Here is a 23,386-nt window from a genome sequence, read left to right as displayed (position 1 = left end):
GGGCAAATATGTCGAGGGAAAATCAGGTAGTGGAAGTGTCAAATGAGGCGGTAGAAGACGTAAAACAAAGCCGAGCACTGGTTTATGCTGCGTTTGTTGCTGGCCTTTGCTCTATCGTCTATGAATTACTTATCGCGACAACCGTGTCGTATTTTTTGGGTGATAGTGTGACGTATTTTTCCGTCACAATCGGGTTGTACATGGCAGCGATGGGGGCAGGGTCATATAGCTCTAAATTCATCGGCGATAAACTCGTTTCACGCTTTTTAGGTTTAGAAGTGGCGTTGGCAGCTGTCGGGGGACTCAGTATTCCGTTACTGTATTTCGCGTATTCTGCGGGCGACATATTTTTGCCTACCTATGCGATATTAACACTGGCGGTTGGTTTTCTGATTGGTTTAGAAATTCCTTTTCTCACGCGACTAATGGAGTCCTTCCAAACGTTAAAATCAAATATCGCCAATATCCTGTCTTTTGACTATGTGGGGGCATTGGTTGCGACGTTGGCATTCCCTTTCTTCTTGCTTCCCGTTTTTGGCGCGTATCAGTCGTCTCTTATTTTGGGTTTGGTTAACTTGTCGATTGTTCTCGTTGTTGGACGATTTTTTAAGAGAGAGTTGAAGTCTGCCAAGTCCAAGGTATTGCAATGGGCCTGGTTTGTATTCGCCGCTTTGGTTGTGAGCTTGTTTTTAGCCAGTGCAGCGTTGCAGCGTTGGGATGAATCGCTGTATTCGGGAAGAGTGATACATGCCGAACAAACACGTTATCAGAAAATTGTACTGACCAAGACCCGCGACGACGTGAGAATGTATCTTAACGGCAATATTCAGTTTTCATCGACTGACGAATATCGTTACCACGAGGCCCTCGTGATTTACCCTATTGCACACATGGCTAAGTTGCCGAAGCGAGTGCTATTGATGGGGGCGGGTGATGGGCTGGCGGTAAAGCAGCTATTGAAGTTTCCTGAGGTAGAGCAAATAGTCCTAGTGGATTTAGATGGCGCTGTCGTTGAATTAGCAAAGTCCAATCCTTACATGACAAGACTGAATGGAAAAAGCCTAGAAGATCCAAGAGTGACATTGGTTACAGCAGATGCATTTGGTTATCTGGAACAGAATCAAACCTTGTTTGATTTAATCATTAGTGATTTACCAGACCCAAACAACTTGTCTTTAGCTCGCTTGTACACTAAGCACTTTTACTACGCGATAGCTCAATCACTTTCTGAAGAGGGGGTGTTTATCACTCAAGCAACGAGCCCATATTTTGCCACAAAAGCCTATTGGAGCATTGTCAATACAATAGCAGAAGCCCCATTTGCGAGTGTCATTCCGTTTCATACTGACGTACCCTCATTCGGTGACTGGGGTTTTGTTATGGCAGCAAGATCAACCCATTCATTAAATTTACAAGCAGACCTTTCTGTTGAAACTCAATATCTCAACTCAGCGATGCTACCCAATATGCAAGTCTTCCCCAGAGATACCTTGTTTAAAAGTGCGAAAGTTAATCAGCTCGACAAACCCGTTTTGTTGGATTACTACCTAGAAGGGTGGCGAGCCTACGGCTATTAGCGAGCGAAGTTGCGGTGTCCTGTTGTAATGCACCCAACACAAGGGACTTAGCTTATCGCAAGCCAACCCGCGACTCCCATCATCAACGCGCCGGACACTCTATTCATCAATTTTACATTTCTTTGCTGAGTTAATACTGCCGCGATTGATTTACCACCAGTGGCATAAAGCATCATACAAATGAACTCTGAGGCCATGATGATAAGAATGAGCAACGTCATTTGGATCGCGACTGGCTTGTCCGGGTTAATAAATGGAGGCAATAGTGACACCATAAAGGCCCAACCTTTTGGGTTGGCTATTGCTGTCACTAAACCCTGATAAAACAGTTGCCAACGAGTAACGTCGGGTTTGGCAAGATCCGACTGTGAAATGGCCATTTTACCTTTTGACAGCCACATATTAACGCCTATCCATAAAAGGTAGAGTGCACCAATTGTTTTCATCACTACAAACAGCATGGGATAGCTCATCATAATGGCTGCGATACCAGCGACTGCCGCCACGGCAACTGTGGCTACGCCCAATACTTCACCCAACATCATAAAGAGGGTTTTTCTCACGCCAACAGTCATGCCTAAAGTCATAGCGAGTGTCATACACATACCCGGCGTGATACTAACGATAAAAAACGTTGGGATAAACAAAGATAGCAAGGTTAAGTCGATCAAATGACATTTCCGTTGTGCATGAAAGAGGGGCTGCAGTGTAAAACGGATTGCTTGCGCGAGCTAGTGTTATACGATTTATTCCGACAAGCTAATGGATCCTATCGTTAATGAGAACGGACCGGGCTGTTTGTCTGCTAGCATCCAGCCCAATGTTCCCATTTCAACTTGTTCAATCGGTGGTGCGCCAATAACGCGCCGCCCGCGATACACCACATTAAAGTCGCCGGGTGTCAGAGTAACAGTCTGCCATTGGTCAGAAGATTCAAATTGTGCCGCATAAGCAATACCCCATCTGTTTCCATCGGGGCGAAAACGCAGCTGATATTGCCGACCATCGCCTTTGACGCGTATCGTGATTGTCGCATTTGTCGGTACACGGATGTTGATAGGGGCTCGTGTTGAAGCAAAACCGCCATTGCTCTCTAGTGAAAGGGTGCCCTCAAAAAGCAGTCCGTCTTCATTATAGCTGACCCGAGACAATGACCTTCCGCCCATCACTCCGTCGTTAACGACTTGCCACTGAATGGGCTGGGAAAGCGAAGTGAAATCAAGGTGCCAAAGCCTTGTTTGGTGAGGAGTAAGCAGCAATGCACAAGCCAAAAATAGTGTTTTCATAATACTTGTACGTGACGCCACCAATTTGGATGACAAGGTGAGCGAACAAAATACGCAACCCCTTTTGCTATTTACGCTGTACAAAGCGTAAAAATTAACCTATGATAACCGCATTCGAATGATGTTCGAATGTAATTCGAATTTCATTACTGGTTTGTTTAGTAAGAGGTGAGCAATGGCTCCAGCACCTAAATTTTCGGCTCAAGAACAAGAAGTGATGATTCTTGACGCCGCGGCGAACTGTATCAATGAATCGTCGATTACTGATTTTACAATGGCAAAAGTAGCGAAAAATGCGGGACTCTCCATGGGTTCAGTGTACAAGTTTGTCCAGAGTAAAGAAGATATTCTGTTGGCATTAGCACATCGGTCTTTTGCTCATATTCTCGGTGTATTTAGACAAGTGTTAGCACTGCCGATGACCACGCCAGAGCGCATTTTGGCAATATCACTGATCTCCCCTAAAACGCTCCAGCTTTATCCGTTTGATTACGAGCTTCAGTCCTATGCTATTAACGAAGCCGTAATGCGCAGAGCGTCAAGCAACTGGACGAATCGACTCATAGAGTCTAACAGTTTGTGTGAAGCGGCTTTCAAGCAGAGTTTAATCGAAGGTATCGAGGCAGGTGAGCTGGAAAACGTGCCTGATAGAGAGTCGATTATTGAAGAGATTATCGTGGGTTGTTGGGCAATGTGTGTTGGTTACGACCAAGTGATTCGAGTGCAACAAAGCCGTCAAATTATAGAGGGTACCGACTCTCTGCTTGAGCCGTTGCAACTCGATGCCGCTATCATTCGATGTATGCGGCGGCTTCTAAACAGTTATCCGTGGAAAGCCCCGATATCAGACGCATCGCTTTCTACAATTCATCAGCATTTAACCGAACTTCAGTTTCGCTAATAGGGGATTTTTTTCATGGCTATTGTTCGTTGGCTCGTTGCCATTTTTGTTGTTTTTGTCGTAATAGCGTCTTTAGGGTTTGTGAAATTTGGTCAAATACAGGCGGCTATCGCTATGGGGGAGTCGTTTCCTGAACCGTCTGCAAGTGTAAGAACGACGTATGTTTCCCGCACAGATTATGCTCCCGCGATAAAAGTGATTGGTCAATTGCGTGCGCCGAGTGTGTTAGATGTGCGCAATGAATTGTCTGGCCCCATAACCTATGTCGGCTTTAAGCCGGGAATGCAAGTAGAGCAGGGGCAAGTGTTAATCCGCCAAGATATCAGCTTGGAGTCTGCCAATTTAGCTGCAGCAAAAGCGCGAATCGAGCTGGCAGAAAAACGCTACGCGCGGCAGCAATCGTTGCGCAAAGGTAATCGAACCAGCCAAAGTGACGTTGATGTGGCGAAAGCCGACTTAGATGTGGCGACAGCCGAGGCGGCGAATATACAAGCACTCATGGCTAAAAAGACGATTCTTGCGCCGTTCGCGGGCACCATGAGTTTGACACCATTCTATGAAGGCCAGTTTCTCGACGTCAACACCAATATCGGCACTTTGGTGGGTAACGAAGATTTTATTTGGGTCGATTTTTCAGTGCCTCAAAGCGCGCCTGTGCTCAGCATGGGGCAAAGCGTTGACGTAGCGATTGATGGGCAAGCGTATCCCGCCACTGTGATAGCAAAGAACGCGTCAGTCGATATGACTTCTCGCCAACAAAGCTATCGAGCGACGTTGGATAACAGTGAAGGGCGGTTTTCACATAATCAATTCGTCAATATTGTCATTGCCGATACGCCACAACAAGTCATGTTGGTACCCAGTGTTGCCATTACGCGCAACCACTTTGGTGAATTTGTTTATGAATTGCAAAAAGACGAACAAGGTATGTTTCGCGCTTTGCCGCACAAAGTCGAGTTGGGAGCGAAAGTCGCAGACCAACAATTGATACTTTCTGGTTTAACCGGCGAAGAGTTAATTGCGACCCACGGCGCATTTAAGCTTTATGAAGGTATGCTGGTATACCCCAGTGACCAAACTGACTCATCAGATTTGAGTGGGAGCCGCTAATGTCTGACCTGAATCAAGGTAAACCTAATGTGATGGACATTTTTGTTCAACGTCCGGTGTTGGCAATCGTGTTGTCTTTGCTCATTGTTTTGGCTGGACTAAGTGCGTCGAAGTCTATTTCGGTGCAGCAATACCCCAAAATTGAAAGTGCGTCTTTGGTTATCAACACGGTTTATACCGGAGCGTCCGCTGAAGTTGTGAAAGGGTATGTAACCGAGCCAATTGAACGAGTCACTTCGACCGTGCCCGGCGTAGACTACGTTGACTCGGTGACGACATCGGGATTGAGCAAAGTGACGGCCTGGCTTGAACTCAACCACAGTACAACCAGTGCGTTGGCAGAGCTCACCACAAAGCTCAATCAAATTAAATTTGAATTGCCTACGGGGGCAGAGGACCCGTCGATTGAGATCATTCGTGCAGACAGCCCATATGCGGTTTTTTATCTCGATGTTCAAGCAGATACTTTACCACGCAGTGAAGTCAGTGATTATTTAACGCGAAATGTGCTGCCCAGTATTACGGATATCCCTGGTGTGCAGAAATCAACATTGGAAGGTGGCCGCAATCCTGCGATGCGTGTTTGGCTAGACGCAGATAAGTTGGCAGTTTATGACTTGAGCGCTGTTGATGTTTTCTCAGCACTGCAAGCCAATAACACCATTGCGACGCTGGGGTACAGTGAGAATGCGCAGCAGCGTATCGATTTACTGGCCAATACAAGTTTAAAAGGTGTTGATGATTTCAATGAATTGATTGTTCGCGAAGTTAATGGCACGCAACTGCGCTTGAAAGATGTGGCTCGAGTAGAAGTAGGGGAGGCCGAAGGCCTAGTAACAGCTAGGTTAGACGACCGAGAAACTGTATTTATCGCCGTTTGGGCACTGCCCGGTGCCAATGAAATTGAAATCGGCGATGCGCTTTACGAGAAACTCGACAGTATCAATCGCATTCTACCGGATGGTATGACGATTTCGATTGGTTATGATGGCACATCCTACATGCGTGACTCGATTAAGGAGATTTTCTCGACCCTTGGTGAAACCATATTGCTAGTGGGAATTGTTATTTTAGCCATGATGGGGTCTCTGCGAACTGCGCTAGTACCGCTTATCACTATCCCAATTTCGATATTGGGGGCAGTCGCGATCATATCCATGATGGGCTTTTCACTTAATATTCTTACCATTTTGGCGGTGGTTTTGTCTGTAGGCCTTGTCGTAGATGATGCAATTGTCGTAGTGGAAAACGTAGCAAGGCACATGCGCGAGGGAAAACCTAGGCTGCAAGCCGCATTGATAAGTTCTCGACAACTACTGGTACCTGTCATCGCGATGACGCTGACCCTGGCTGCAGTCTATGCACCGATCGGCTTTCTTACGGGTTTAACGGGCTTCTTGTTTAGAGAGTTCGCCTTTACCTTGGCAATCGCAGTATTGTTGTCGGGGCTAGTCGCCATTACCTTATCGCCGATTATGAGCGCATACGTTAATCCCGAAGGCGGAAAAGAAGGCGCGTTTACCCGACGGGTAAATGGGTTCTTTGATCGCTTGCAAGCGCGTTATGTTAGGCTCTTGAATCGCGTTTTTAGCTATCGTCCACAATTGATTTTTGTCTTCGTTGTTTTTTCTTTGCTAGCGGTTCCTTTTTTCATGTTTTCACAAAAAGAGCTGGCACCGATTGAAGACCAAAGCCAGATTCAAGTTGTAGTAGAAGCGCCACCGGAATCTTCGCAAGCCTATACATCAACACAAATGAACGATACCGCTGAGGTTATGAATGCCACAGAGGGCGGCCAATTTACTTGGCAGATCATTACTGCCTCTGCTGGTTTTGGCGGAGTAGACCTAGTGCCATTCGAGCAAAGAGAACATTCGGTTCATGACTTGCTTTTTGATTTATACGGTCGACTGGGCAGTGTCTCCGGCTTGTCTTTGTTTCCAGTTCTGCCAGCGGCATTGCCGACAGCAGGGCAGTTCGACGTTGAAATCGTGTTTAGAGCGAATGATGATCCCGCCACGATGAAAGGTTATGCTGACGCCATCATTGAAAAAGCACAAGCGAGCGGTAACTTCCTGTTTATCAACACGGATTTGAAAATAGATTTACCGCAGGCGGAGTTAATCATCGACAGAGAAAAAGTCGCTGATTTAGGGTTAGACCTGCAAACGGTGAATCAACAGCTCAGTGTGTTGATGTCAAACAACTTTGCTAATTACTTTAACAAAGATGGCAAAGCCTATAGAGTCATTCCTATTGTTGAAAGCGGCGAGCGCTACAATCCAGAAAACATCCTCGATATGAGAGTGCGGTCTGGTGATGGCGAGTTGATTTCGGTATCCGCGTTTGCAACGTTAAACACCTTTACTAGCCCAAGAGTGTTGGGTTCGTTTAATCAACAAAGTGCATTTAGAGTGTTAGCTGGTGTATTGCCACACATTACTCGAGAGCAGGGGTTAGCCACGATTGAAAGTATTGCAGCCGACGTATTACCGGCCGATTACTCGATTGACTACGCGGGTGAATCTCGCCAACTGAGAAAAGAAGGTAATACGATGGTGATGGTTTTACTCACGTCACTTGTGATTGTCTATTTCTTGCTTACAGTGCAGTTTAATAGTTTCCGAGATCCTCTCGTGGTGATTTTAGGGTGTGTACCTTTAGCGCTGTCTGGCTCATTAAGCCTCTCATTCCTATCTTTCACAACAGTGAACATCTACAGTCAGATTGGCCTGGTGACACTGATTGGACTGATTGCTAAAAATGGCATCTTGATTGTTGAATTTGCGAATCATCTGCAAATGCAAGGTTTAACAAAGTTAGAAGCTATCAAGCAAGGTGCGGCAACACGACTGCGTCCTATCCTGATGACGACGGCTGCAACCGTATTAGGGCACTTCCCACTGGTTCTAGTATCTGGCGCGGGTGCTGAAGCGAGAAACAGTATCGGGATAATTTTGGTAGCAGGTATGCTAATAGGCACCTTCTTTACGCTCATCATGTTGCCATTGTTCTATTTGAAGATAGCTAAGAATCACAGTCGGGATAACACCGCAGAATTCCCCATGCCGAATGCTCAGCAGGAGGCGGCATAAGCGCTCTACAGTTGGGACACGACTCTTGTTGTAAAAGCGGCTTCTTGCCGCTTTTGTGTGATAGCTGTGCAGATTTGTTCGCTATTTAAACTGGCATAGTGTGTCAATTCCCGTTAGCGTTATCTAAATTAAGTTACCTTATCAACGGAGACCGATATGCGTAGCATTGTTTTAGCGAGTGCTTTTTTCGTTTCGATTTCGGCTCATGCGAAAAGTTTTACGGAAGATTTTGTCGACGCTGCTCATGAACGCACAACTCACCAAGTTAGCTACGATGGGGCGTATCGCACTATCGATTACCCTTGGGGTGATGTACCAAAGAACAAAGGCGTATGCACCGATGTAATCATTCGGGCTTATCGATCTTTAGGGACAGACTTACAGCAATTAGTTCACGAGGATATGCAGCATCACTTTAGCCAATACCCTTCAGCTCGAATATGGGGGTTAACCAAGCCGGATAAAAACATCGATCACAGGCGTGTCCCTAACCTGCAAGTTTTCTTTACCCGTTTCGGTAAAGTGTTAGAGGTGACAAATAATGCCAGTGACTACTCGGCTGGTGACATCGTAACTTGGATGTTACCGGGAAATCGTCCTCACATTGGTATAGTGACGGAAAAAGTGAACCCAATTACGGGGAACCCAATGATAGTGCACAACATAGGCAGTGGCCCTCAACTTGAAGATATGCTGTTCAGCTATACAATCAGTGGCCACTATCATTACGTTCCCAATGACTACACAGACTCGTGATAACAACAGAAATTGCTGTGAACTGAATTTTGGTTTTAGTCTTCAGGAGCATAAACCAATGAATTCGGTTTTCGCCATGTAGCTGGAATCAAAAATTCCTAAATGGAAACCAAAACCAATGGATTCTTTGCAAGTGCGTTGTTAGTCTAAACCTCAACTTATTGATGCCCAATTAGAGAAAATAAAACGTTATGAATACCTCATTTATCCATCACCTTCATTCATAGCGCTCCTTGTATTTATCCAGGAGTGCCATGCACTTCTGGGTCGAGAAAAGCCCAGATTTTATCTGGGCTTTTTTTTATTTGCATTCTGAGGGAATCAAAATGGAAACCATATCGCTTAAACAAATTCGAATTGAAAACAACATTAAGCAAGAGATTGTCGCGTTGACCATGAATGTCAGTAAATCTGCGGTCAGCAAAATTGAATCAAAACGCATGACGTCGTTACCAATCGATAAATTGGCGAAATACGTCGAGAGTATCGGTGGGGAGCTAGAGATCAACATTACTTTACCCAACGGTGAGGCGTTATCACTTTAAAATTGACGAGAGGGTATTGGTGTGGCCTTGGCAGAGTAGGTAATGCTCCTGATTGTGATTCAGGCAGATGCGGGTTCGACTCCCGCAGGTCACCCCAATATCCTCTTTTTCACATAATTATACGTTGTGCATTCAGGAAGGCGATAGTGAGCCCCTGACATCACAAATCAGATACAGCGAGGATAAATTCTGGCTAGCATATTGGTGGGATTTGTCGAAAACTAACAACAGGAGTAGCTGAGAAACCTATGTACTTTGCCATTGATATTCAATGAGCGAACGGTACGTTTCAGACCACTTATATTTGGGAAATGATGTTTACGTGACTTGCAAAAAAGATTCATTAACGGCATAACAGAATTACACTTTTGTTAAATTGATTATTGCGAAAGGTGGTTGTGCGACGCTAAAGACCTGTCTGAGATCTCAGTCTCATGGCGCAATATTGTTCACAAGGAGTTCATGTGAAATATTTCTTATCTATTCTTTTGTTTTGTTCTATTTCTGTTTTTGCAAGCGTACCTAATCACAGGCATCTTGTAGTGAATGGGCAAGCTCAGGTTTCCGCTGTGCCGGACATCGCCGTAATAAGCTTCAGTGTTGAAAGTAAAATGGCTACCGCGCTACGCGCTAAAAACAGTGTAAATAACATCGTTAATGCCTTTTTGGATGGTCTTAACACATTTCAAATTAACGAGAAAAACGTCAGTGCCTCTAATATTTCGACTGAACCAAGTTACAAATACTCAGACGATGATAATGAAGAGTTAGATGGCTATATTGCGAGTCGTTCAATTAAAGTGATATTGCATGAAATAAAACGGCTTAACGAGTTTCTTGACTTTGCTTTAGGCGTAAAAGTAAGTGAAATTGACAATATTGAGTTCCAGTCTTCGGAAAAAGATAAACTGAAAAAAGAAGCGATAGCATTTGCTGTGCAAGACGCCAAAAACAAAGCCAATGCGATGGCTGAAGCATTTGATGCGACGTTGGGTAAGGTATACAGCATAGATTCAGAAAATCGACGCCAAAGAAGCCGAAACGGATACAACGATTACGTTGAGACTATAACAGTTACGGGCTCAGTAATCACAGCCGGTGACTTTAGGCCCGGCAAATACTTACAAGAAAATATTGTGTTTTCAGCTAGCGTAAACGTGGTATTTGATATTGAGGTAACAGACTGATCTTGTTCTTTGGCTTTGTCACTGAATGAGGATTGTTATTTGTCGAGTAGTCGAGCCTTTTAGTGGCGTATCACGTGTTTGGTATGAAGAGATTACCCGCCCCTTGAATTCTTTGTAAAAAAGCCCTATCTCATTGTAAAGTAAGCGTTATCCATAAAGGATGCAGTGAGTCTGACTTAAATAAGGAAGTTGTGTATGAAAGGATATGCCATTGTAGGTAGCTGTGTTGCTTTGTTCTTGTTGGTTTTCAACAATTTGGCGGCACTACCATCGATGCCGAGTACGCCGGATGAATTGCTCTGGCAATATGTCGGTGGTGTTTTGTTCTTCGTTATTGTTCTTATCCCCATTGTTTCGGCCATTGGCCTCAAAGTCATTAGGCACCGTCGGCCCGCATTTATCAAGTCACCTTACTCAGCAATGTACTATTCCTCTGGGTTGTTTGTGTTGATGTTATGTGCATGGATGGGGTGGGAGATGTCTTTGCATCAAAGTGTCGATATTCGCGTCGATATTTTTATTACTATTCCTGCCTTTCTTATACAAATTACCCTCATTGCTATGTCGAAACTCGGGTTTTCTGTAACCGAAGAGCACAATGGCTAGTCCTAGTGGAATTTGCGTAGTCTCTCGCTTTTGTCAAACCTTTGCTCATTAGGTTTGGCAGAAATCAGTCGTGGAAATCGGGCATACAAACAGCCTTGTATGCCCGTTTTGCTTGGTCGGTTAAATAAAGGCAACGCCTCCATCGGGAAAGTTGACTAGGTTTGGCAATGCAGAATTGAGCTCTGCGTCGTTAAGTCCAAACCAGCGACCGAGAGGTGCGGCGAGTTGCTCAACGGCAACACTGGGAATGAGTCTGCCACCACCGGCGTCCCACTCATGATTGAATGATGCAGGTGGAATGGTTCCATAGATATGATTTCCCTGTACCGCGCCACCTACAACAAAATGATGTCCCCCCCAACCGTGATCCGTTCCATCACCATTTACCGCCAGTGTGCGACCAAAATCTGAAGCAGTAAACGTTGTAACCTGATTGGTCAAGTTTAGCTCTTGTAGGGCTTGGTAAAATGCAGCAACGCCGGTATCCAATTGCGCCAGCAGTTGCGGTAAATCTTGAGCCTGCTGTGAGTGAGTATCGAACCCGCCGATACCTACAAGGAATACTTGTCGATTGACCTGTAACTGGGTACGGGTTGAAATCGTATTTGCAACGGCCCGCAGCTGCGTGCCTAACGGCGTTGCTGGAAATTGGGTTGAAAGCGAAGGAGCTGACAGTTGTGTTTGGTTGTATTTCTCATTGGCGGCATAAGCGTTGGCAAGTATCGTCGCTACGTCTTGCTGTAAAAGATTGTTGCTTGTGAAGCTCTTAGCTTCGAAGTGACCCGTAACTTGATTGAGAAGTGATTGGCCTTGTGCAGAGTCTTCGAATTCTCGTAGCCACTCCAAAACATTCACAGTGGCCGCACCTTGTGTCGATATTTGATAGGGCTGTGCATTGCGACCGGTTAGAAACAACTCGTTGCCGCTACTGGTAATGGTTGTAAACTCCTTTGCGTTGTTGGGGTTGGCCGCAAGTGCTGCGTCAGCAAACAATCCGCCCCAGCCAAATTGTGCGCCCTCAGGCGAGCTTGCTTGCCACGTGGCTTGCTGGTCATTGTGAGAGAACAACCGAGGAGGAAGTCTCACGCCGTCTTGGTCAAACTGAGACTTGGAAACCGGTTCAATCAGCGGGCCAACATTGCCAATAATTGCTGCATTGCCGTTATCAAATAACGATTTTATATTGGGCATTTCCGGCGGCAGGGCAAACTGTCTGTTGCCAAACGCGTTGGCATTGACAGGGTTGAGCGGCAACAGATTACTCCGAGTTCTTGTATTACCTTGGACATTCAAAAAAGATTGTCGAATTTGTGCGTAACTGTCCCAAGATGCTTGGTCAAAAGGCAACACAACGTCGTGACAATCCATGCCGCCGAACAAGAAGATGCACACTATGGCTTTATAGTCGTCCTCATTCGATTGCGCTAAAGCGTTAAACGAAGACATTGAACTCAGTACAGTACCTACACTGCTGGCAGAAAGCGCTGCGGCTCCGTTTTTTAGAAATTGTCGTCTTGATGTTTTCATTTCAGTTTACTCCTTTGCCTAGCGTTGTACTAAGAAATCAGGTGAGGTCAGTAGCATCAGGATTGCCAAGATTACACGCAGCTCTGCGCTTTCATTGTCATCGGGTCCGTCCATTTCGATGGTGTTGACCACTTGCAAAATCGACGATTTGGTTTGCTCGCTCATCGAACCATAAGTCAAAAGCAAATCCAGTCTTTCTATCAGCGCTTGTGGAGTTGAAGCAATGTCAATTTCTGCATTGTACTGTGGCACAAAGGACAGCTCTGCAGTCTCTATGTCCAAAGGTATATTGGCCTCTTGATAAACGTCGATGAGCTCGTCCCTTTCTATCTTGGTTTCCGTGGTAACAAAAAAGGTCATGAAATTGGCATACCCTGGTGTTGAGCTTGCATTCATGATTTGGAGTTCGGGCACGGTGTAGCCAGCTTCGCCTGTTGCTGTACCTGGCGCCACGTAGCCCGGGCGGTAAAAGTTGAACACTGAACGAGGCCGAAAAGGATGTTGTCCAAGGGCTTCTTGAGCTTGGGTGTCCCAGAGTACATCCACATATTCTGGTGAGATATTGTTTAAATCGAACGCTCTTGCCCAGTTTGTAAAACGAATCACTGGCTCGCGAATTTTACCGAGAGACTCGGCTCCTCTAGCTTCCTCATCTAAGAGAATGGCACTGATTGTTGATTGCAAATCGCCTTTGCGGCCATCGCCAACGGTAACGCCATTTGGCAAGGTGTAACGCCCTTGCTCAAATGCAGTTGCTACTCGTTCTATGTATTGGTTTGAAGGTTGGCTGGTGACGAAGCGCTGGATCAGTTGCCGAGAGATGAAAGGGGCGACACTAGGTTGTTGCATAATGTGATCAAGGGCCATTGTGAGGCTTTGCTCTGCTGGCGTATTGGGCGGAATGGTTAAGCCCAGAAAACGCTTTTCACGCTCCGAATGCTTTCTTGGATTGATCACCATAGGCGTTGAGAAGCCCTCCGCTGCGCCGAAATCACCTTCTTGTTCGTCCTCTGGTATATCAGCAACAAGGCCGGTAAATACTCTGGCCAACCCTGTGATATCGTCGTTGTCAAACAGCTCAATGGGGTTGCCTTGGTTGTCCAATTGCTGACTGCCGTCCATGTTCAGTGCGACAAGTCCGATAGAAAACAACTGGAGTATCTCCCGAGCATAGTTCTCATCTGGCATACTACCGGTTTCCGGATTGGCTTTTTGGTTACCCATGTAAGTGAGATAAAACCCCATACCTGGAGAATACGTCACGGCTTCCAGCAAATCTCGATAGTTGCCAAATGCATGTTGGAGTAAGTTATCTTGATGAAAGCCTACAGCATGGGGGACATCGAAAAGCAAATCGCCACCGTTATTTGAAACGACCAATATTTGTGAAAGTGCAAATACCATTCGTTGCCTGAGTTGATCTGGGCCAGTAATGGCGTCCCGCCAAAATGTGAAGGTCGTGGTCGAAGGGTAGAACAGCCCCAAATCCGGATCGCCATCCAACCACTGTTCGTCGTATTCGTTGATTCTGGGGATATGTTGCACAATTGGTTGTTCAAATTGCGCCAATATCCACTCTGATGTCGACGTCCCAGTCAGTGCTGTAATATCCGCCATCGAGGGGCCAAATGTCGCCTGTGTCAAAAACCTAGCGGTAGAAGCCTGTGTAGAGAAGGCTGCATTGTCATCTTCATTAGGCGGAGAGGGTGGAACCGGCGTCGGTGCAGGAGGCGGTGTTGCAGGTGGCGTTGGGGGAGTTGGTGCGGTAGGTGGGTTGGGAGTAGGTTGCTCAGTTGACGGGGGAGTGGGTTCAACGGGATTTTGTCCCGCTGCGTCATTACCACCCCCGCAGCCATTGAGTGCCATTGCGCTGATTAGGCACAATGAGTAAATCTGCGTTTTCAACGGCAATAGTGAAGTCCGCAGCAATCTGCCCTTGATGGGATTTGCGTTTGTCTTTTTTGTTTGAGTTTCCATAATGCCACCTAAATTTATCGAAGACATCTAAACTATATCTCACACAAATTCAGTTTAAAGACATGAGCGGTGGCTGTAGCGTTACATATTTGTATACTTTTTTAATTTCTTTTAAGTGTCTGTTTTGTATGCTTTATTTTCATTTCATGGTCAAAATGGCTGGGGTTACAGAAATGTATAAATCGAAGACAGTGCCTTTTTGATTATCTAAAAGGGCAATTTCCGCCGCATGTAAATCGGCGATGGATTTCACCAGGCTCAATCCCAAGCCATTGCCTCCCTTGTTTCGCGAACTATCTACCCGATAAAAACGTTCAAAAATGCGTGAGTGATGTGCCTGAGGAATGCCTGGACCAGTGTCGCCAATTTGCAGGGTTGCGCCGTTTTTGCTCAACTGTAAACGAATCCACGCCTCTGCTTGCTCTCCGCTGTGCTCAATAATATTCTCCAACAGGTTGATGATCAGCTGACTCATTAAGTCGGCGTCCCCGAGTATATCCACATTATCCATTATCGAAATGTTGAGCGATTTTCCAGCATCACTGAACACGGGTTCGTAGCTTTCAGCGATGTCTTTTGCTAAATCGGACAAGCTAAAAATTGAGAAGTCATAACGCCGCTTGCCCGCTTCAATTTCCCCAAGCCTCAACAATGCGTTAAACGTTGTCAGGATTTTTTGAATATGTCGGTTGGCGGCATCGAGATGAATTTGAACGGATTTCGGGTTATCAATATCGTGCTGAATTAGCTGCAAACGGCCACTGAGATCGGTAACGGGTGTTTTTAAATCGTGAGCAATGCCGACCGAGACGCTGTCGATGTTACGTTGCAAGCTTTTCAAACTGTCTAACATTCGATTGATGTTGACGCTGAGCTGTTTGAATTCGTCGTCTTTATTGCCAATTGGGATGCGTTCTTCCACATTGCCTGCGGTCACACTGGCTGTTGTGTCGTACATAGTCGCCAGTCGAAGATAAATTCTTTTGCTACCCAAATAGCCTATTGCCAAAGACAAAGGCAAGGCGACGATGAGTATACTGATCATGCCTACAAACTGCCATTTTCTGACGCTATAAAAGCCCGGCTCTCGAAACTTCGCCACGGTGAGAACAAAACCATTGTCTGCTTCTACCGCGTATTGAATGAGTGGCCTTGTCATCTCAAACTCTTCAAACGAGGCCATGGACCACCCTAAACTGGCATCCAAAAGTGGATAGCCCGCCACGACATCACCAACGGCATTTCTAATTTGGAAGAATACACTGGGGTCCTCGTAAAAGTGATAAATTTCATCAACAGGCAGTATGCGTTCATTCTGATCCGCAATTTCGTTAATCACCGCACGTGCTCCCGCCTCCTGATATAATTCTTGGATCCATTCCACTTCTTCGAGCAATGCGAGTTTTTCATTGCGCTTTTGTTCGTGGGTATAGAGCACGGAGATGAGCCACATGATCAATACTGCAACCAGCAATGCACTAGTGACACTGATGAGTACGAGCCGAAAACTCGTCGATTGCAATAGTCCGGTTTTGAGATGCCTATTTTGCGTCATTGAGAATATATCCCTCGCCACGGCTAGTTTTTATCATGTCGTAATCGAAAGGTTTGTCTAACCTCGTTCGCAAGCGGCTCACATGCGTTTGTACTAAGCTTGTTTTCGGGTCAAAGCTATAACCCCAGACGTTTTCTAGCAGCATGTTACGAGTCACTAACTGATTTTCGTGTTGCATTAAGTATTCGAGGATTTTGTACTCTCTGGGCAATAACTCTAACTTTATACCCTCTCGAAACGCTTCGTGGCTGGTTCTATCAAGTATGAGCTCGCCTACCTGTAATTTTGTTTGAGCATGATCTAGTGTTTGACGTCGGGTTTGTGCTTTGAGGCGAGCGTAAAGTTCTTCAAAGGCAAACGGTTTTACCATGTAGTCATCAGCGCCAGCATTTAAGCCTGCTACTCGGTCATCAATACCCGTCATTGCGGTAAGGATGATGATAGGTGTATCTACTCCAGCACTGCGGATTTGGCGCACCGCAGACAGGCCATCAAGCTCTGGTAACATGCGGTCAAATATGATCACGTCATAGGATTGGGCAATGGCATTACTTACACCTTGTTTCCCATCGGCGACGTGAGTGACCTTGTCTCCCGCTTCATTGATACCTCTCGCAATAAATGCAGCGGTTTCATCGTTATCTTCAACCAGTAAAATATTCATAAGGGCTCGAACAAATACAACTACACACACCTATAGCACTGACTACAGGTAGGTTTCAAATTAAAAACTTGTAATGTTTGTTTCATAAGCCACTCATCTCATATCCGAGTGAGGAGGGCAGAAAAAATGCAAAATTTTTATTTTTATATATTTCATTATTTATTTTTGTAAATCATTGATTTTATTGGGTTTGATTTGTATCAATGTTTTAATGGAGCAGACCTGAGATAGTAGGGGTGTTCAAATTATCTACAGGTAAACGGATATGAATCACGCAAACATGCCACACGCTCTTGTTGTTACGTTTAACGCGCAACAGCTACCAACACTTGTTGCCAAAGCCTCGACACTGGTATCGGCTGACATCGACATTGTCGCTTTTTGCGACCAAGAGGAGTTACAACGAATAAAATTGGTGCTTGCGGGAGAAGCATATACTCAGTTAGCGTTAACCCTTCACCATTATGAAGATCAAGTGCGGCTGGTATCGCATATCAAAGATGCCGTTATTTATCGCCCTGACATCGCCGTGTTTGTTTATCGAAGCTGGCCCCTTGAGGCGAGAGAGTCGGATTTAGTCAAAGCGTTGTTTGAATATACCCAATGCCGCAACCTTTACCTTGCTGGCCACAGTCGGTGGGCCGAATCCCCCAAGCTGTTAGCTACCGTTGACGTCCTAGACGACAGCGCTGCACAGCGAAAGTTGGATGAAACCGTGTTGGCTCGCACAGAATCAAAGCGGCAATTACTCAGTGGAAGCATGCATTTGCTTTCTGTTGTACCTATGTCGTTTTTCACCTTGGAGTTAGAAATCAAAAGCCAAGATGAAGTGCGTACTCAACGCCTATATGAAGTTATGGATAAGCAGCAAACATTGGCCCTACAGGCTGAGCTTGACTGTGACTTTTTGCAGTATGTTGAGGCGGGTGCACCCTATGAGGAAATTCAATCGACTGCCAAGCGGATCAATGCTGATTTAGTCGTTTTAGGTAATGTCGGTCGCACTGGGGTTACGGGATTATTCATTGGTAACACTGCTGAAAAGATTCTCACGCATTTGCGCGTCGACGCTCTAATTGTTAGGTAAGTTGTTAATATTTAATTATTTTTCATCATTATCTTGTATTGTGTTTAGGTAAACAAAAAGTGAACAATTTGATTAATCTATCAAGCCAATAGGAAAAACTAATTCGACTTAAATCGGTCCTCTGCCTATTTTTTTATACGACTTTTTGAGAATTCATTGCCTACGACTTGAGTGAAGTATTTGTCTTTGGGGCAAGGGTTAGTCGGCCAGTTTATTGCAGGTATCAGATGAATTGGCTCGCTCCAGTTTTGCTCTAGGAGATGAAGACTCAACGTCAAATAAATTCATATTTTTTAATGAGGACCATACAAATGAAAGCCTTAAACTTCTGCAAGGTTACTGCTATTGCGAGTGTTGTGGCGATGTCACTATCAGGCGCAGCGCTAGCTGATGAGATGACAAAGCCAAAAGGTGCTATCGGCATGGGCAAAGTTGCGCCGAATCAAGCGAAATCGAATCTGTTTTGGTGGCCAGATCAACTCGACTTAAGCCGCCTTAGAGACCACGATTCTCGTTCAAACCCACTGGGTGAAGATTTCAGCTACAAAGCAGCATTCGCACAATTGGATATGGCTGCCTTGAAGGCGGACATTGATACCGTATTGACTGATTCTCAAGCATGGTGGCCTGCAGATTGGGGTAACTATGGTCCATTTTTCATTCGTATGACATGGCACGCGGCGGGCACATACCGTACGCTCGATGGCCGTGGTGGTGCCGGCGGTGGTCAGCAACGCTTTGACCCTCTGAATAGCTGGCCAGACAATGGCAACTTAGACAAAGCGCGTCGCTTACTTTGGCCAGTGAAACAAAAATATGGTGAGCTTATCTCTTGGGGTGATCTCATTGTACTCGCCGGTAATGTTGCGTTAGAAAACATGGGTTTTGAAACCTATGGTTTTGCAGCGGGGCGGGATGACGATTGGGAACCCGATATGGTTTATTGGGGACCTGAGGTTGAGATGTTAGCCAGCGACCGTCGCGACACCGACGGCGAAATTAAACGTCCACTAGCAGCGGTTCACATGGGGCTCATTTACGTTAATCCCGAAGGTCCAGGTGGTGTGCCTGATCCACTTGGCTCAGCGAAAAATATTCGTTCTTCTTTCGCGCGTATGGCGATGAACGACGAGGAAACCCTAGCGCTTGTGGCTGGTGGCCACACCTTCGGTAAGATGCACGGTGCACACAAACCTGCGAAATGCGTGGGAGCTGAGCCAGGTGCAGCGCCAATCGAAGAGCAGGGGTTTGGTTGGAAAAACAAGTGTGGTAAGGGGCACTCAGAAGACACAGTAACAAGTGGCTTAGAAGGAGCTTGGACACAAGCGCCAACGCGTTGGACATCATTGTATTTGTCTAACTTATTGAACTTCGATTGGGAACAAACTCGCAGCCCTGCAGGGGCGATTCAGTGGGTCCCCACTGACGAATCTCTGCATAAATCAGTTCCTGATGCACATGTTGAAGGCAAGTTTAATGCGCCGGTAATGACCACTGCGGACTTAGCATTCAAGTATGATCCAGAGTACCGCAAGATTGCAGAGCGTTTTATGGCCGACCCTGAAGCCTATCGTTTGGCATTTGCAAAAGCATGGTACAAGCTAACTCACCGTGATATGGGGCCAAGGGCAAATTACTTGGGTGATGCATTCCCGAAAGAAGAGTTGGTATGGCAAGATCCTATCCCTGCGCCGGATTACAAGCTCGTGGGTGATAAAGATATCGCTAAGTTGAAGAAAGAAATTTTAGACAGCGGCCTAACCGTGTCTGAACTCGTGAGCACTGCCTGGGGTGCTGCAGCATCATATCGTGACTCAGACATGCGTGGTGGTGCGAATGGCGCGCGCATTGCGCTAGCGCCGCAAAATAGCTGGGCAGTCAATAACCCTGAGCAAACTGCGAAGGTAGTTGATAAACTGAAAGCGATTCAAGAAGACTTCAACGATAGCTTCTTTAGCAAAACCAAAATCTCTCTGGCAGATATGATTGTACTTGGTGGCGCGGCAGCAATCGAGAAAGCGGCAAGTGATGCTGGCATGTCTGTGACTGTGCCTTTTGTACCGGGACGTGGGGATGCGACACAAGCACAAACTGACGTCAACTCGTTCTCGTTCCTTGAGCCTAAAGCTGACGGTTTCAGAAACTACTACAGTGAAGGTTACTACTTGTCACCAACGGAAGCGTTGATTGATAAAGCCGATCAGCTCGCGCTAACCGTGCCTGAAATGACAGTATTGTTGGGTGGAATGCGTGCTCTAGGAGCCAATACCGATGGCAGCAACAATGGTGTATTCACTGACAAGCCAGGTGCGTTAACCAACGACTATTTCGTCAACTTGTTGGATATGTCAACAAAATGGCAAAAATCGTCGACAGCGGGTATTTATGAAGGTGTTGATCGTGCGTCGGGTGAGGTGCTTTATACCGCAACACCAGTCGACCTGATCTTTGGTTCTAACAGCGAGCTAAGAGCAGTGGCTGAGGTTTACGCTTTTGATAGTTCTAAGCAAAGATTCGTCGATGACTTTGTCTCTGCTTGGACAAAAGTGATGCAGTCTGACCGTTTTGACCTTTAACTGAGACAAACGGATAAAGCGCAGCCAATTGGTTGCGCTTTTTTATGGGTTAAGGGGCAAGGCACGCTTACTCTTTACTTGATTGAGCACAATTGTCGTATCGATTTTGGCAATTTGATTAACGCTCGCTAGCTTCTCTTTCACAAAGACATCATACGACGCTAAACTTTTCGCAACGACATTGAGAAGGTAGTCATGTTCTCCGGTGAGAACATAACAGTCCATCACTTCCTCAAACGCTAAAATGGCCTGTTCAAACGCCGCGGCGTTCTCCTTGCTATTTCGCACCAACTGGACAAATACGAATGCTGAGATTTGCAGCCCCAGTTTTTCTTTGCTGAGCTCGGTGATATAGCTCTGAATAAATCCCTCTTGCTCTAATCTTTTGACCCTGCGCAAGCAAGGCGTTGGAGACAAATTTACTTTACCCGCAAGCTCAGTATTGGTGAGTTTTGCATCGGCTTGTAGCTCAGCAAGAATAGCTCTGTCTATTGAATCAAGTTTGTTTGGCATAAATCACTAATAAACTAATAAATTTTGGTTGTTTCGTTCAAGATAGCAGTGAATCTCATTTTAGAATAGTGAATTGCACCAATCGTATGGGCTTATACTGTAAAAAAAACAGTGGGAGTAATAACTTGGGCACGCCATTATCGTTAGCTTTTGACCAGTGGATAAGAACTGATTTCAAAGCCATCAACTCTGAATTAGAAGCGCTGTATTTTGCACAAGAAGCGCGAGAGAATGTCAGTGGCGTAGGCGAGGCACTTAAACTTGAACTTGTCGCCCAAGGCAATCGATTTGTCGCCGAGTTGCTCAAAGAGGGCAATACCGATGAAGGCTTTGACAGTGGCTTTAATCTATTGGGAAATGTCGGTTTTTTCCTTGCGGCCTGCCGACGTCATGAAGTGTCTGGTTCAATGGATCCCAGTGACCACACTCTAAAAGAGGCTTCAGCCCTAGCGATGCAGCTGGGTGCATCCTTGGGCGTAGTACCTAGGTTTGCGTCTGCTCATCTTGAGACACATAATCTTGCGGTGAATGGCGTCTACAAAACATTTACGTCCCTAGACGATGAAAAACTGTTTCTCGACTATAACACCAAAGGCGTGTTTGCTTTTATTCGCGCGTCAGAAGCGCTATTGCACTGCTTGCCTTTAGGCATTTCTCACCCAGTGACAAAGGATCTCCTCGGGGTGGCCACGGCGGCACTGAATGACGTGTATGCGAATAATGAAGCCTTGTTTGCCAAACTGGATGTCGACCGATTCTTTTATAGCGTTCGGCCCTACTATAAAACTCACCGCGTTGGTCGACATGAATATCGCGGTGCCAACGCCGGTGATTTTGCCGGTATTAATGTGATTGATTTGCTGCTTGGGTTGTGCCGAGGTGATGACCCTTATTATTCGCAGCTACTCGTAGACAAGTTTTTATTTATGCGTCCACAAGATCAATTGATACTGCGAGACTGTATGAGAAGAAAAAGCTTAATGGACGAATTCATTCAAGCTGCTGAAAACTCGAGCCAAGCACATTGGTACCAAGAAAATTTAACGGCTTTTCTCGAAGTCTGTGAAGCCCACGGTAAAACCGCGATTCAACATCATGAGGCATTGGTGTCTAAATTCATTGTTAAGCCTGCCAACGACAACGCCTTAACTGGCAAACAAGATATGACGGCCAGTGGCCCGCCGTTGGAGGTCTTGATTGCTGCGCTTAAGAAACTGCATGACTTGCGTACCGCAGCGGATCGAGACGATATACCGACCCGTTACCAGGATGTGGCATTTTTGCGTTCTACTTTAAACAGGGAGGGGCAATAATGATCAAACAACGTTTTGAAATGGGTGAGGGACTGTATCTTCTGAACCATTCCGTTGGTCGATTGCCAGTTGATACGCCAAGCTATTTACAGACGCATTTCTTCGAACCTTGGCGAACGGGGAGTCCTGATCCATGGGGGCAGTGGATGACAGTCTTCGGCCGATTTCAGCAAGCACTAGCGGCTTTGTTTCATTCTAGGCCTGAGCAGTTTTGCCCTCAGGTAAACCTGTCCAGTGGTTTGAGCAAGCTATTGGGATCGTTTACAGCGAATCAAAGCAAACGCGTAATTGTCATGACGGAGAATGATTTCCCATCAATGGGCTTTGCTGCTGAATACGGGCTCCCCGACGGGTTTGAAGTGCGGTTTATTCCAAAGCATTTGGATATTCTCGACTTAGATGTTTGGCGACAATATCTGACCGATGACGTGTTTGCGGTGTTTGTTACCCACGCGCATTACAATACCAGCAAGTTGGCGCCAGTGCAGGAGATCGTGTCAATGGCTCATGCACACGACGCATTGGCAATTATTGATATTGCCCAATCAAGCGGTGTCGTGCCCATCGACTTTTCAAAATGGCAGGCCGATGTGGTGTTGGGATCTTGTGTGAAGTGGCTTTGTGGTGGGCCGGGGGCTGGCTTCATATGGTTCAACGCGGGGATGGCGAACAAGTTAACGCCTAAAGACGTAGGATGGTTCTCACATCAAAACCCGTTTGAGTTTAACATCAGGCATTTTGAGTACGCCGATGATGCCGCCAGATTTTGGGGAGGTACTCCTTCTGTAATGCCCTATGTCGTGGCTACAAATGGCATTAATACCTTGCTAGAAATCGGAATAGAACAGATACGGCATCACAACCAATCAATGACTCAACATATCATTGAACAGCTTGATGAGAAAACTGTGGTGTCGCCAATTGAGCCTTCACAACGGGGCGGGACATTGGTACTTAAGTTCGGACAACAAGACGAGGTTGCTACAGCATTGCAGCGCCAGCAAGTTAAATTTGATGTCAGGCCGTTAGGCATGAGGTTGTCGCCACACATTTACACGGATATGTCCGAACTGGATGTGTTGTTGGACGTTTTCGCTCGATACAATTAGTG

At 46.0% G+C, this 23,386-nt stretch carries 19 protein-coding genes and 1 tRNA gene; 13 read left to right on the top strand and 7 right to left on the bottom strand.

From position 1 onward, the window contains the following. Window positions 1–8: 8 nt before the first annotated feature. Complete coding sequence (locus tag AC27G9_RS04870) at window positions 9–1,577, top strand: polyamine aminopropyltransferase (RefSeq protein ID WP_487071593.1); 1,569 nt, start codon at window positions 9–11, stop codon at window positions 1,575–1,577. Between the two features lie 47 nt (window positions 1,578–1,624). On the opposite strand, the gene AC27G9_RS04865 is transcribed toward AC27G9_RS04870, so the two are convergent. After that, window positions 1,625–2,248 carry a LysE family translocator gene (locus tag AC27G9_RS04865; protein WP_487071591.1) on the bottom strand — a complete coding sequence of 208 codons (624 nt, stop codon included), beginning with the start codon at window positions 2,246–2,248 and terminating at the stop codon, window positions 1,625–1,627. 75 nt (window positions 2,249–2,323) lie between these two features. Continuing rightward, entirely contained in the window at window positions 2,324–2,863 is a 540-nt protein-coding gene (locus AC27G9_RS04860) for a CIA30 family protein (protein WP_487071589.1), read from the bottom strand. 175 nt (window positions 2,864–3,038) lie between these two features. On the opposite strand from AC27G9_RS04860, the gene AC27G9_RS04855 reads away from it, so the two are divergent. From AC27G9_RS04855 to AC27G9_RS04820, 8 genes are all read left to right on the top strand, one after another. Next, window positions 3,039–3,764 (top strand): TetR/AcrR family transcriptional regulator, encoded by a 726-nt coding sequence (locus AC27G9_RS04855; protein WP_487071587.1) that lies wholly within the window; start codon window positions 3,039–3,041, stop codon window positions 3,762–3,764. A gap of 15 nt (window positions 3,765–3,779) precedes the next feature. After that, entirely contained in the window at window positions 3,780–4,874 is a 1,095-nt protein-coding gene (locus AC27G9_RS04850; RefSeq protein ID WP_487071585.1) for an efflux RND transporter periplasmic adaptor subunit, read from the top strand. Then, a complete protein-coding gene (locus AC27G9_RS04845) occupies window positions 4,874–7,969 on the top strand; it encodes an efflux RND transporter permease subunit (protein WP_487071583.1) in 3,096 nt (1,031 codons plus the stop codon). The genes AC27G9_RS04850 and AC27G9_RS04845 overlap by 1 nt, the downstream gene beginning before the upstream one ends. A gap of 156 nt (window positions 7,970–8,125) precedes the next feature. Next, the gene (locus tag AC27G9_RS04840; RefSeq protein ID WP_487071581.1) at window positions 8,126–8,725 is read left to right on the top strand and encodes a DUF1287 domain-containing protein; all 600 of its coding nucleotides are present in this window, start codon (window positions 8,126–8,128) and stop codon (window positions 8,723–8,725) included. A gap of 254 nt (window positions 8,726–8,979) precedes the next feature. Then, complete coding sequence (locus AC27G9_RS04835; protein WP_487071579.1) at window positions 8,980–9,270, top strand: helix-turn-helix domain-containing protein; 291 nt, start codon at window positions 8,980–8,982, stop codon at window positions 9,268–9,270. 21 nt (window positions 9,271–9,291) lie between these two features. Then, window positions 9,292–9,367 (top strand) — tRNA-His (locus AC27G9_RS04830). A 367-nt stretch (window positions 9,368–9,734) separates the two neighbouring features. Next, window positions 9,735–10,457 (top strand): SIMPL domain-containing protein, encoded by a 723-nt coding sequence (locus AC27G9_RS04825; protein WP_487071577.1) that lies wholly within the window; start codon window positions 9,735–9,737, stop codon window positions 10,455–10,457. A gap of 195 nt (window positions 10,458–10,652) precedes the next feature. Beyond that, window positions 10,653–11,063 (top strand): hypothetical protein, encoded by a 411-nt coding sequence (locus AC27G9_RS04820; RefSeq protein ID WP_487071575.1) that lies wholly within the window; start codon window positions 10,653–10,655, stop codon window positions 11,061–11,063. 120 nt (window positions 11,064–11,183) lie between these two features. On the opposite strand, the gene AC27G9_RS04815 is transcribed toward AC27G9_RS04820, so the two are convergent. The 4 genes from AC27G9_RS04815 to AC27G9_RS04800 form a co-directional block, all read right to left on the bottom strand. Beyond that, complete coding sequence (locus AC27G9_RS04815; RefSeq protein WP_487071573.1) at window positions 11,184–12,590, bottom strand: DUF1501 domain-containing protein; 1,407 nt, start codon at window positions 12,588–12,590, stop codon at window positions 11,184–11,186. Window positions 12,591–12,608: 18 nt separating this feature from the next. Then, entirely contained in the window at window positions 12,609–14,567 is a 1,959-nt protein-coding gene (locus tag AC27G9_RS04810) for a DUF1800 domain-containing protein (protein ID WP_487071571.1), read from the bottom strand. Between the two features lie 139 nt (window positions 14,568–14,706). Continuing rightward, entirely contained in the window at window positions 14,707–16,122 is a 1,416-nt protein-coding gene (locus AC27G9_RS04805; protein WP_487071569.1) for a HAMP domain-containing sensor histidine kinase, read from the bottom strand. Next, on the bottom strand, window positions 16,109–16,786 hold the full coding sequence (locus tag AC27G9_RS04800; RefSeq protein ID WP_487071567.1) for a response regulator transcription factor: 678 nt from the start codon (window positions 16,784–16,786) through the stop codon (window positions 16,109–16,111). Before AC27G9_RS04800 ends, AC27G9_RS04805 begins: the two co-directional genes overlap by 14 nt. A 265-nt stretch (window positions 16,787–17,051) precedes the next feature. Here AC27G9_RS04800 and AC27G9_RS04795 point away from each other — a divergent pair, with 265 nt between their 5' ends. Further along, window positions 17,052–17,873, top strand: coding sequence for a universal stress protein (locus AC27G9_RS04795; protein WP_487071565.1), 822 nt, complete (start codon window positions 17,052–17,054; stop codon window positions 17,871–17,873). A 311-nt stretch (window positions 17,874–18,184) separates the two neighbouring features. Further along, window positions 18,185–20,449, top strand: coding sequence for a catalase/peroxidase HPI (gene katG / locus AC27G9_RS04790; protein WP_487071563.1), 2,265 nt, complete (start codon window positions 18,185–18,187; stop codon window positions 20,447–20,449). Between the two features lie 42 nt (window positions 20,450–20,491). On the opposite strand, the gene AC27G9_RS04785 is transcribed toward katG, so the two are convergent. Continuing rightward, entirely contained in the window at window positions 20,492–20,962 is a 471-nt protein-coding gene (locus AC27G9_RS04785; RefSeq protein ID WP_487071561.1) for an Lrp/AsnC family transcriptional regulator, read from the bottom strand. Between the two features lie 125 nt (window positions 20,963–21,087). Here AC27G9_RS04785 and AC27G9_RS04780 point away from each other — a divergent pair, with 125 nt between their 5' ends. Next, window positions 21,088–22,275: a PrnB family protein gene (locus tag AC27G9_RS04780; protein ID WP_487071559.1), complete on the top strand. Its 1,188-nt coding sequence runs from the start codon at window positions 21,088–21,090 to the stop codon at window positions 22,273–22,275. After that, complete coding sequence (locus AC27G9_RS04775) at window positions 22,275–23,384, top strand: aminotransferase class V-fold PLP-dependent enzyme (protein WP_487071557.1); 1,110 nt, start codon at window positions 22,275–22,277, stop codon at window positions 23,382–23,384. The genes AC27G9_RS04780 and AC27G9_RS04775 overlap by 1 nt, the downstream gene beginning before the upstream one ends. Window positions 23,385–23,386 lie beyond the last annotated feature (2 nt).

It is taken from the genome of Alteromonas sp. 5NS40-0096 (assembly GCF_057544385.1).
Note: the sequence above shows the minus strand (reverse complement) of the source record. Positions and strands in the feature narration are given on the sequence as shown.

Bases quoted from the DNA above. Each gene is read 5' to 3' on its own strand.
- AC27G9_RS04870 (WP_487071593.1), top strand. From the start codon at position 9: ATGTCGAGGGAAAATCAGGTAGTGGAAGTGTCAAATGAGGCGGTAGAA.
- AC27G9_RS04860 (WP_487071589.1), bottom strand. From the start codon at position 2,863: ATGAAAACACTATTTTTGGCTTGTGCATTGCTGCTTACTCCTCACCAA.
- AC27G9_RS04855 (WP_487071587.1), top strand. From the start codon at position 3,039: ATGGCTCCAGCACCTAAATTTTCGGCTCAAGAACAAGAAGTGATGATT.
- AC27G9_RS04850 (WP_487071585.1), top strand. From the start codon at position 3,780: ATGGCTATTGTTCGTTGGCTCGTTGCCATTTTTGTTGTTTTTGTCGTA.
- AC27G9_RS04845 (WP_487071583.1), top strand. From the start codon at position 4,874: ATGTCTGACCTGAATCAAGGTAAACCTAATGTGATGGACATTTTTGTT.
- AC27G9_RS04840 (WP_487071581.1), top strand. From the start codon at position 8,126: ATGCGTAGCATTGTTTTAGCGAGTGCTTTTTTCGTTTCGATTTCGGCT.
- AC27G9_RS04835 (WP_487071579.1), top strand. From the start codon at position 8,980: ATGCACTTCTGGGTCGAGAAAAGCCCAGATTTTATCTGGGCTTTTTTT.
- AC27G9_RS04820 (WP_487071575.1), top strand. From the start codon at position 10,653: ATGAAAGGATATGCCATTGTAGGTAGCTGTGTTGCTTTGTTCTTGTTG.
- AC27G9_RS04815 (WP_487071573.1), bottom strand. From the start codon at position 12,590: ATGAAAACATCAAGACGACAATTTCTAAAAAACGGAGCCGCAGCGCTT.
- AC27G9_RS04810 (WP_487071571.1), bottom strand. From the start codon at position 14,567: ATGGAAACTCAAACAAAAAAGACAAACGCAAATCCCATCAAGGGCAGA.
- AC27G9_RS04805 (WP_487071569.1), bottom strand. From the start codon at position 16,122: ATGACGCAAAATAGGCATCTCAAAACCGGACTATTGCAATCGACGAGT.
- AC27G9_RS04800 (WP_487071567.1), bottom strand. From the start codon at position 16,786: ATGAATATTTTACTGGTTGAAGATAACGATGAAACCGCTGCATTTATT.
- AC27G9_RS04795 (WP_487071565.1), top strand. From the start codon at position 17,052: ATGAATCACGCAAACATGCCACACGCTCTTGTTGTTACGTTTAACGCG.
- katG (WP_487071563.1), top strand. From the start codon at position 18,185: ATGAAAGCCTTAAACTTCTGCAAGGTTACTGCTATTGCGAGTGTTGTG.
- AC27G9_RS04785 (WP_487071561.1), bottom strand. From the start codon at position 20,962: ATGCCAAACAAACTTGATTCAATAGACAGAGCTATTCTTGCTGAGCTA.
- AC27G9_RS04775 (WP_487071557.1), top strand. From the start codon at position 22,275: ATGATCAAACAACGTTTTGAAATGGGTGAGGGACTGTATCTTCTGAAC.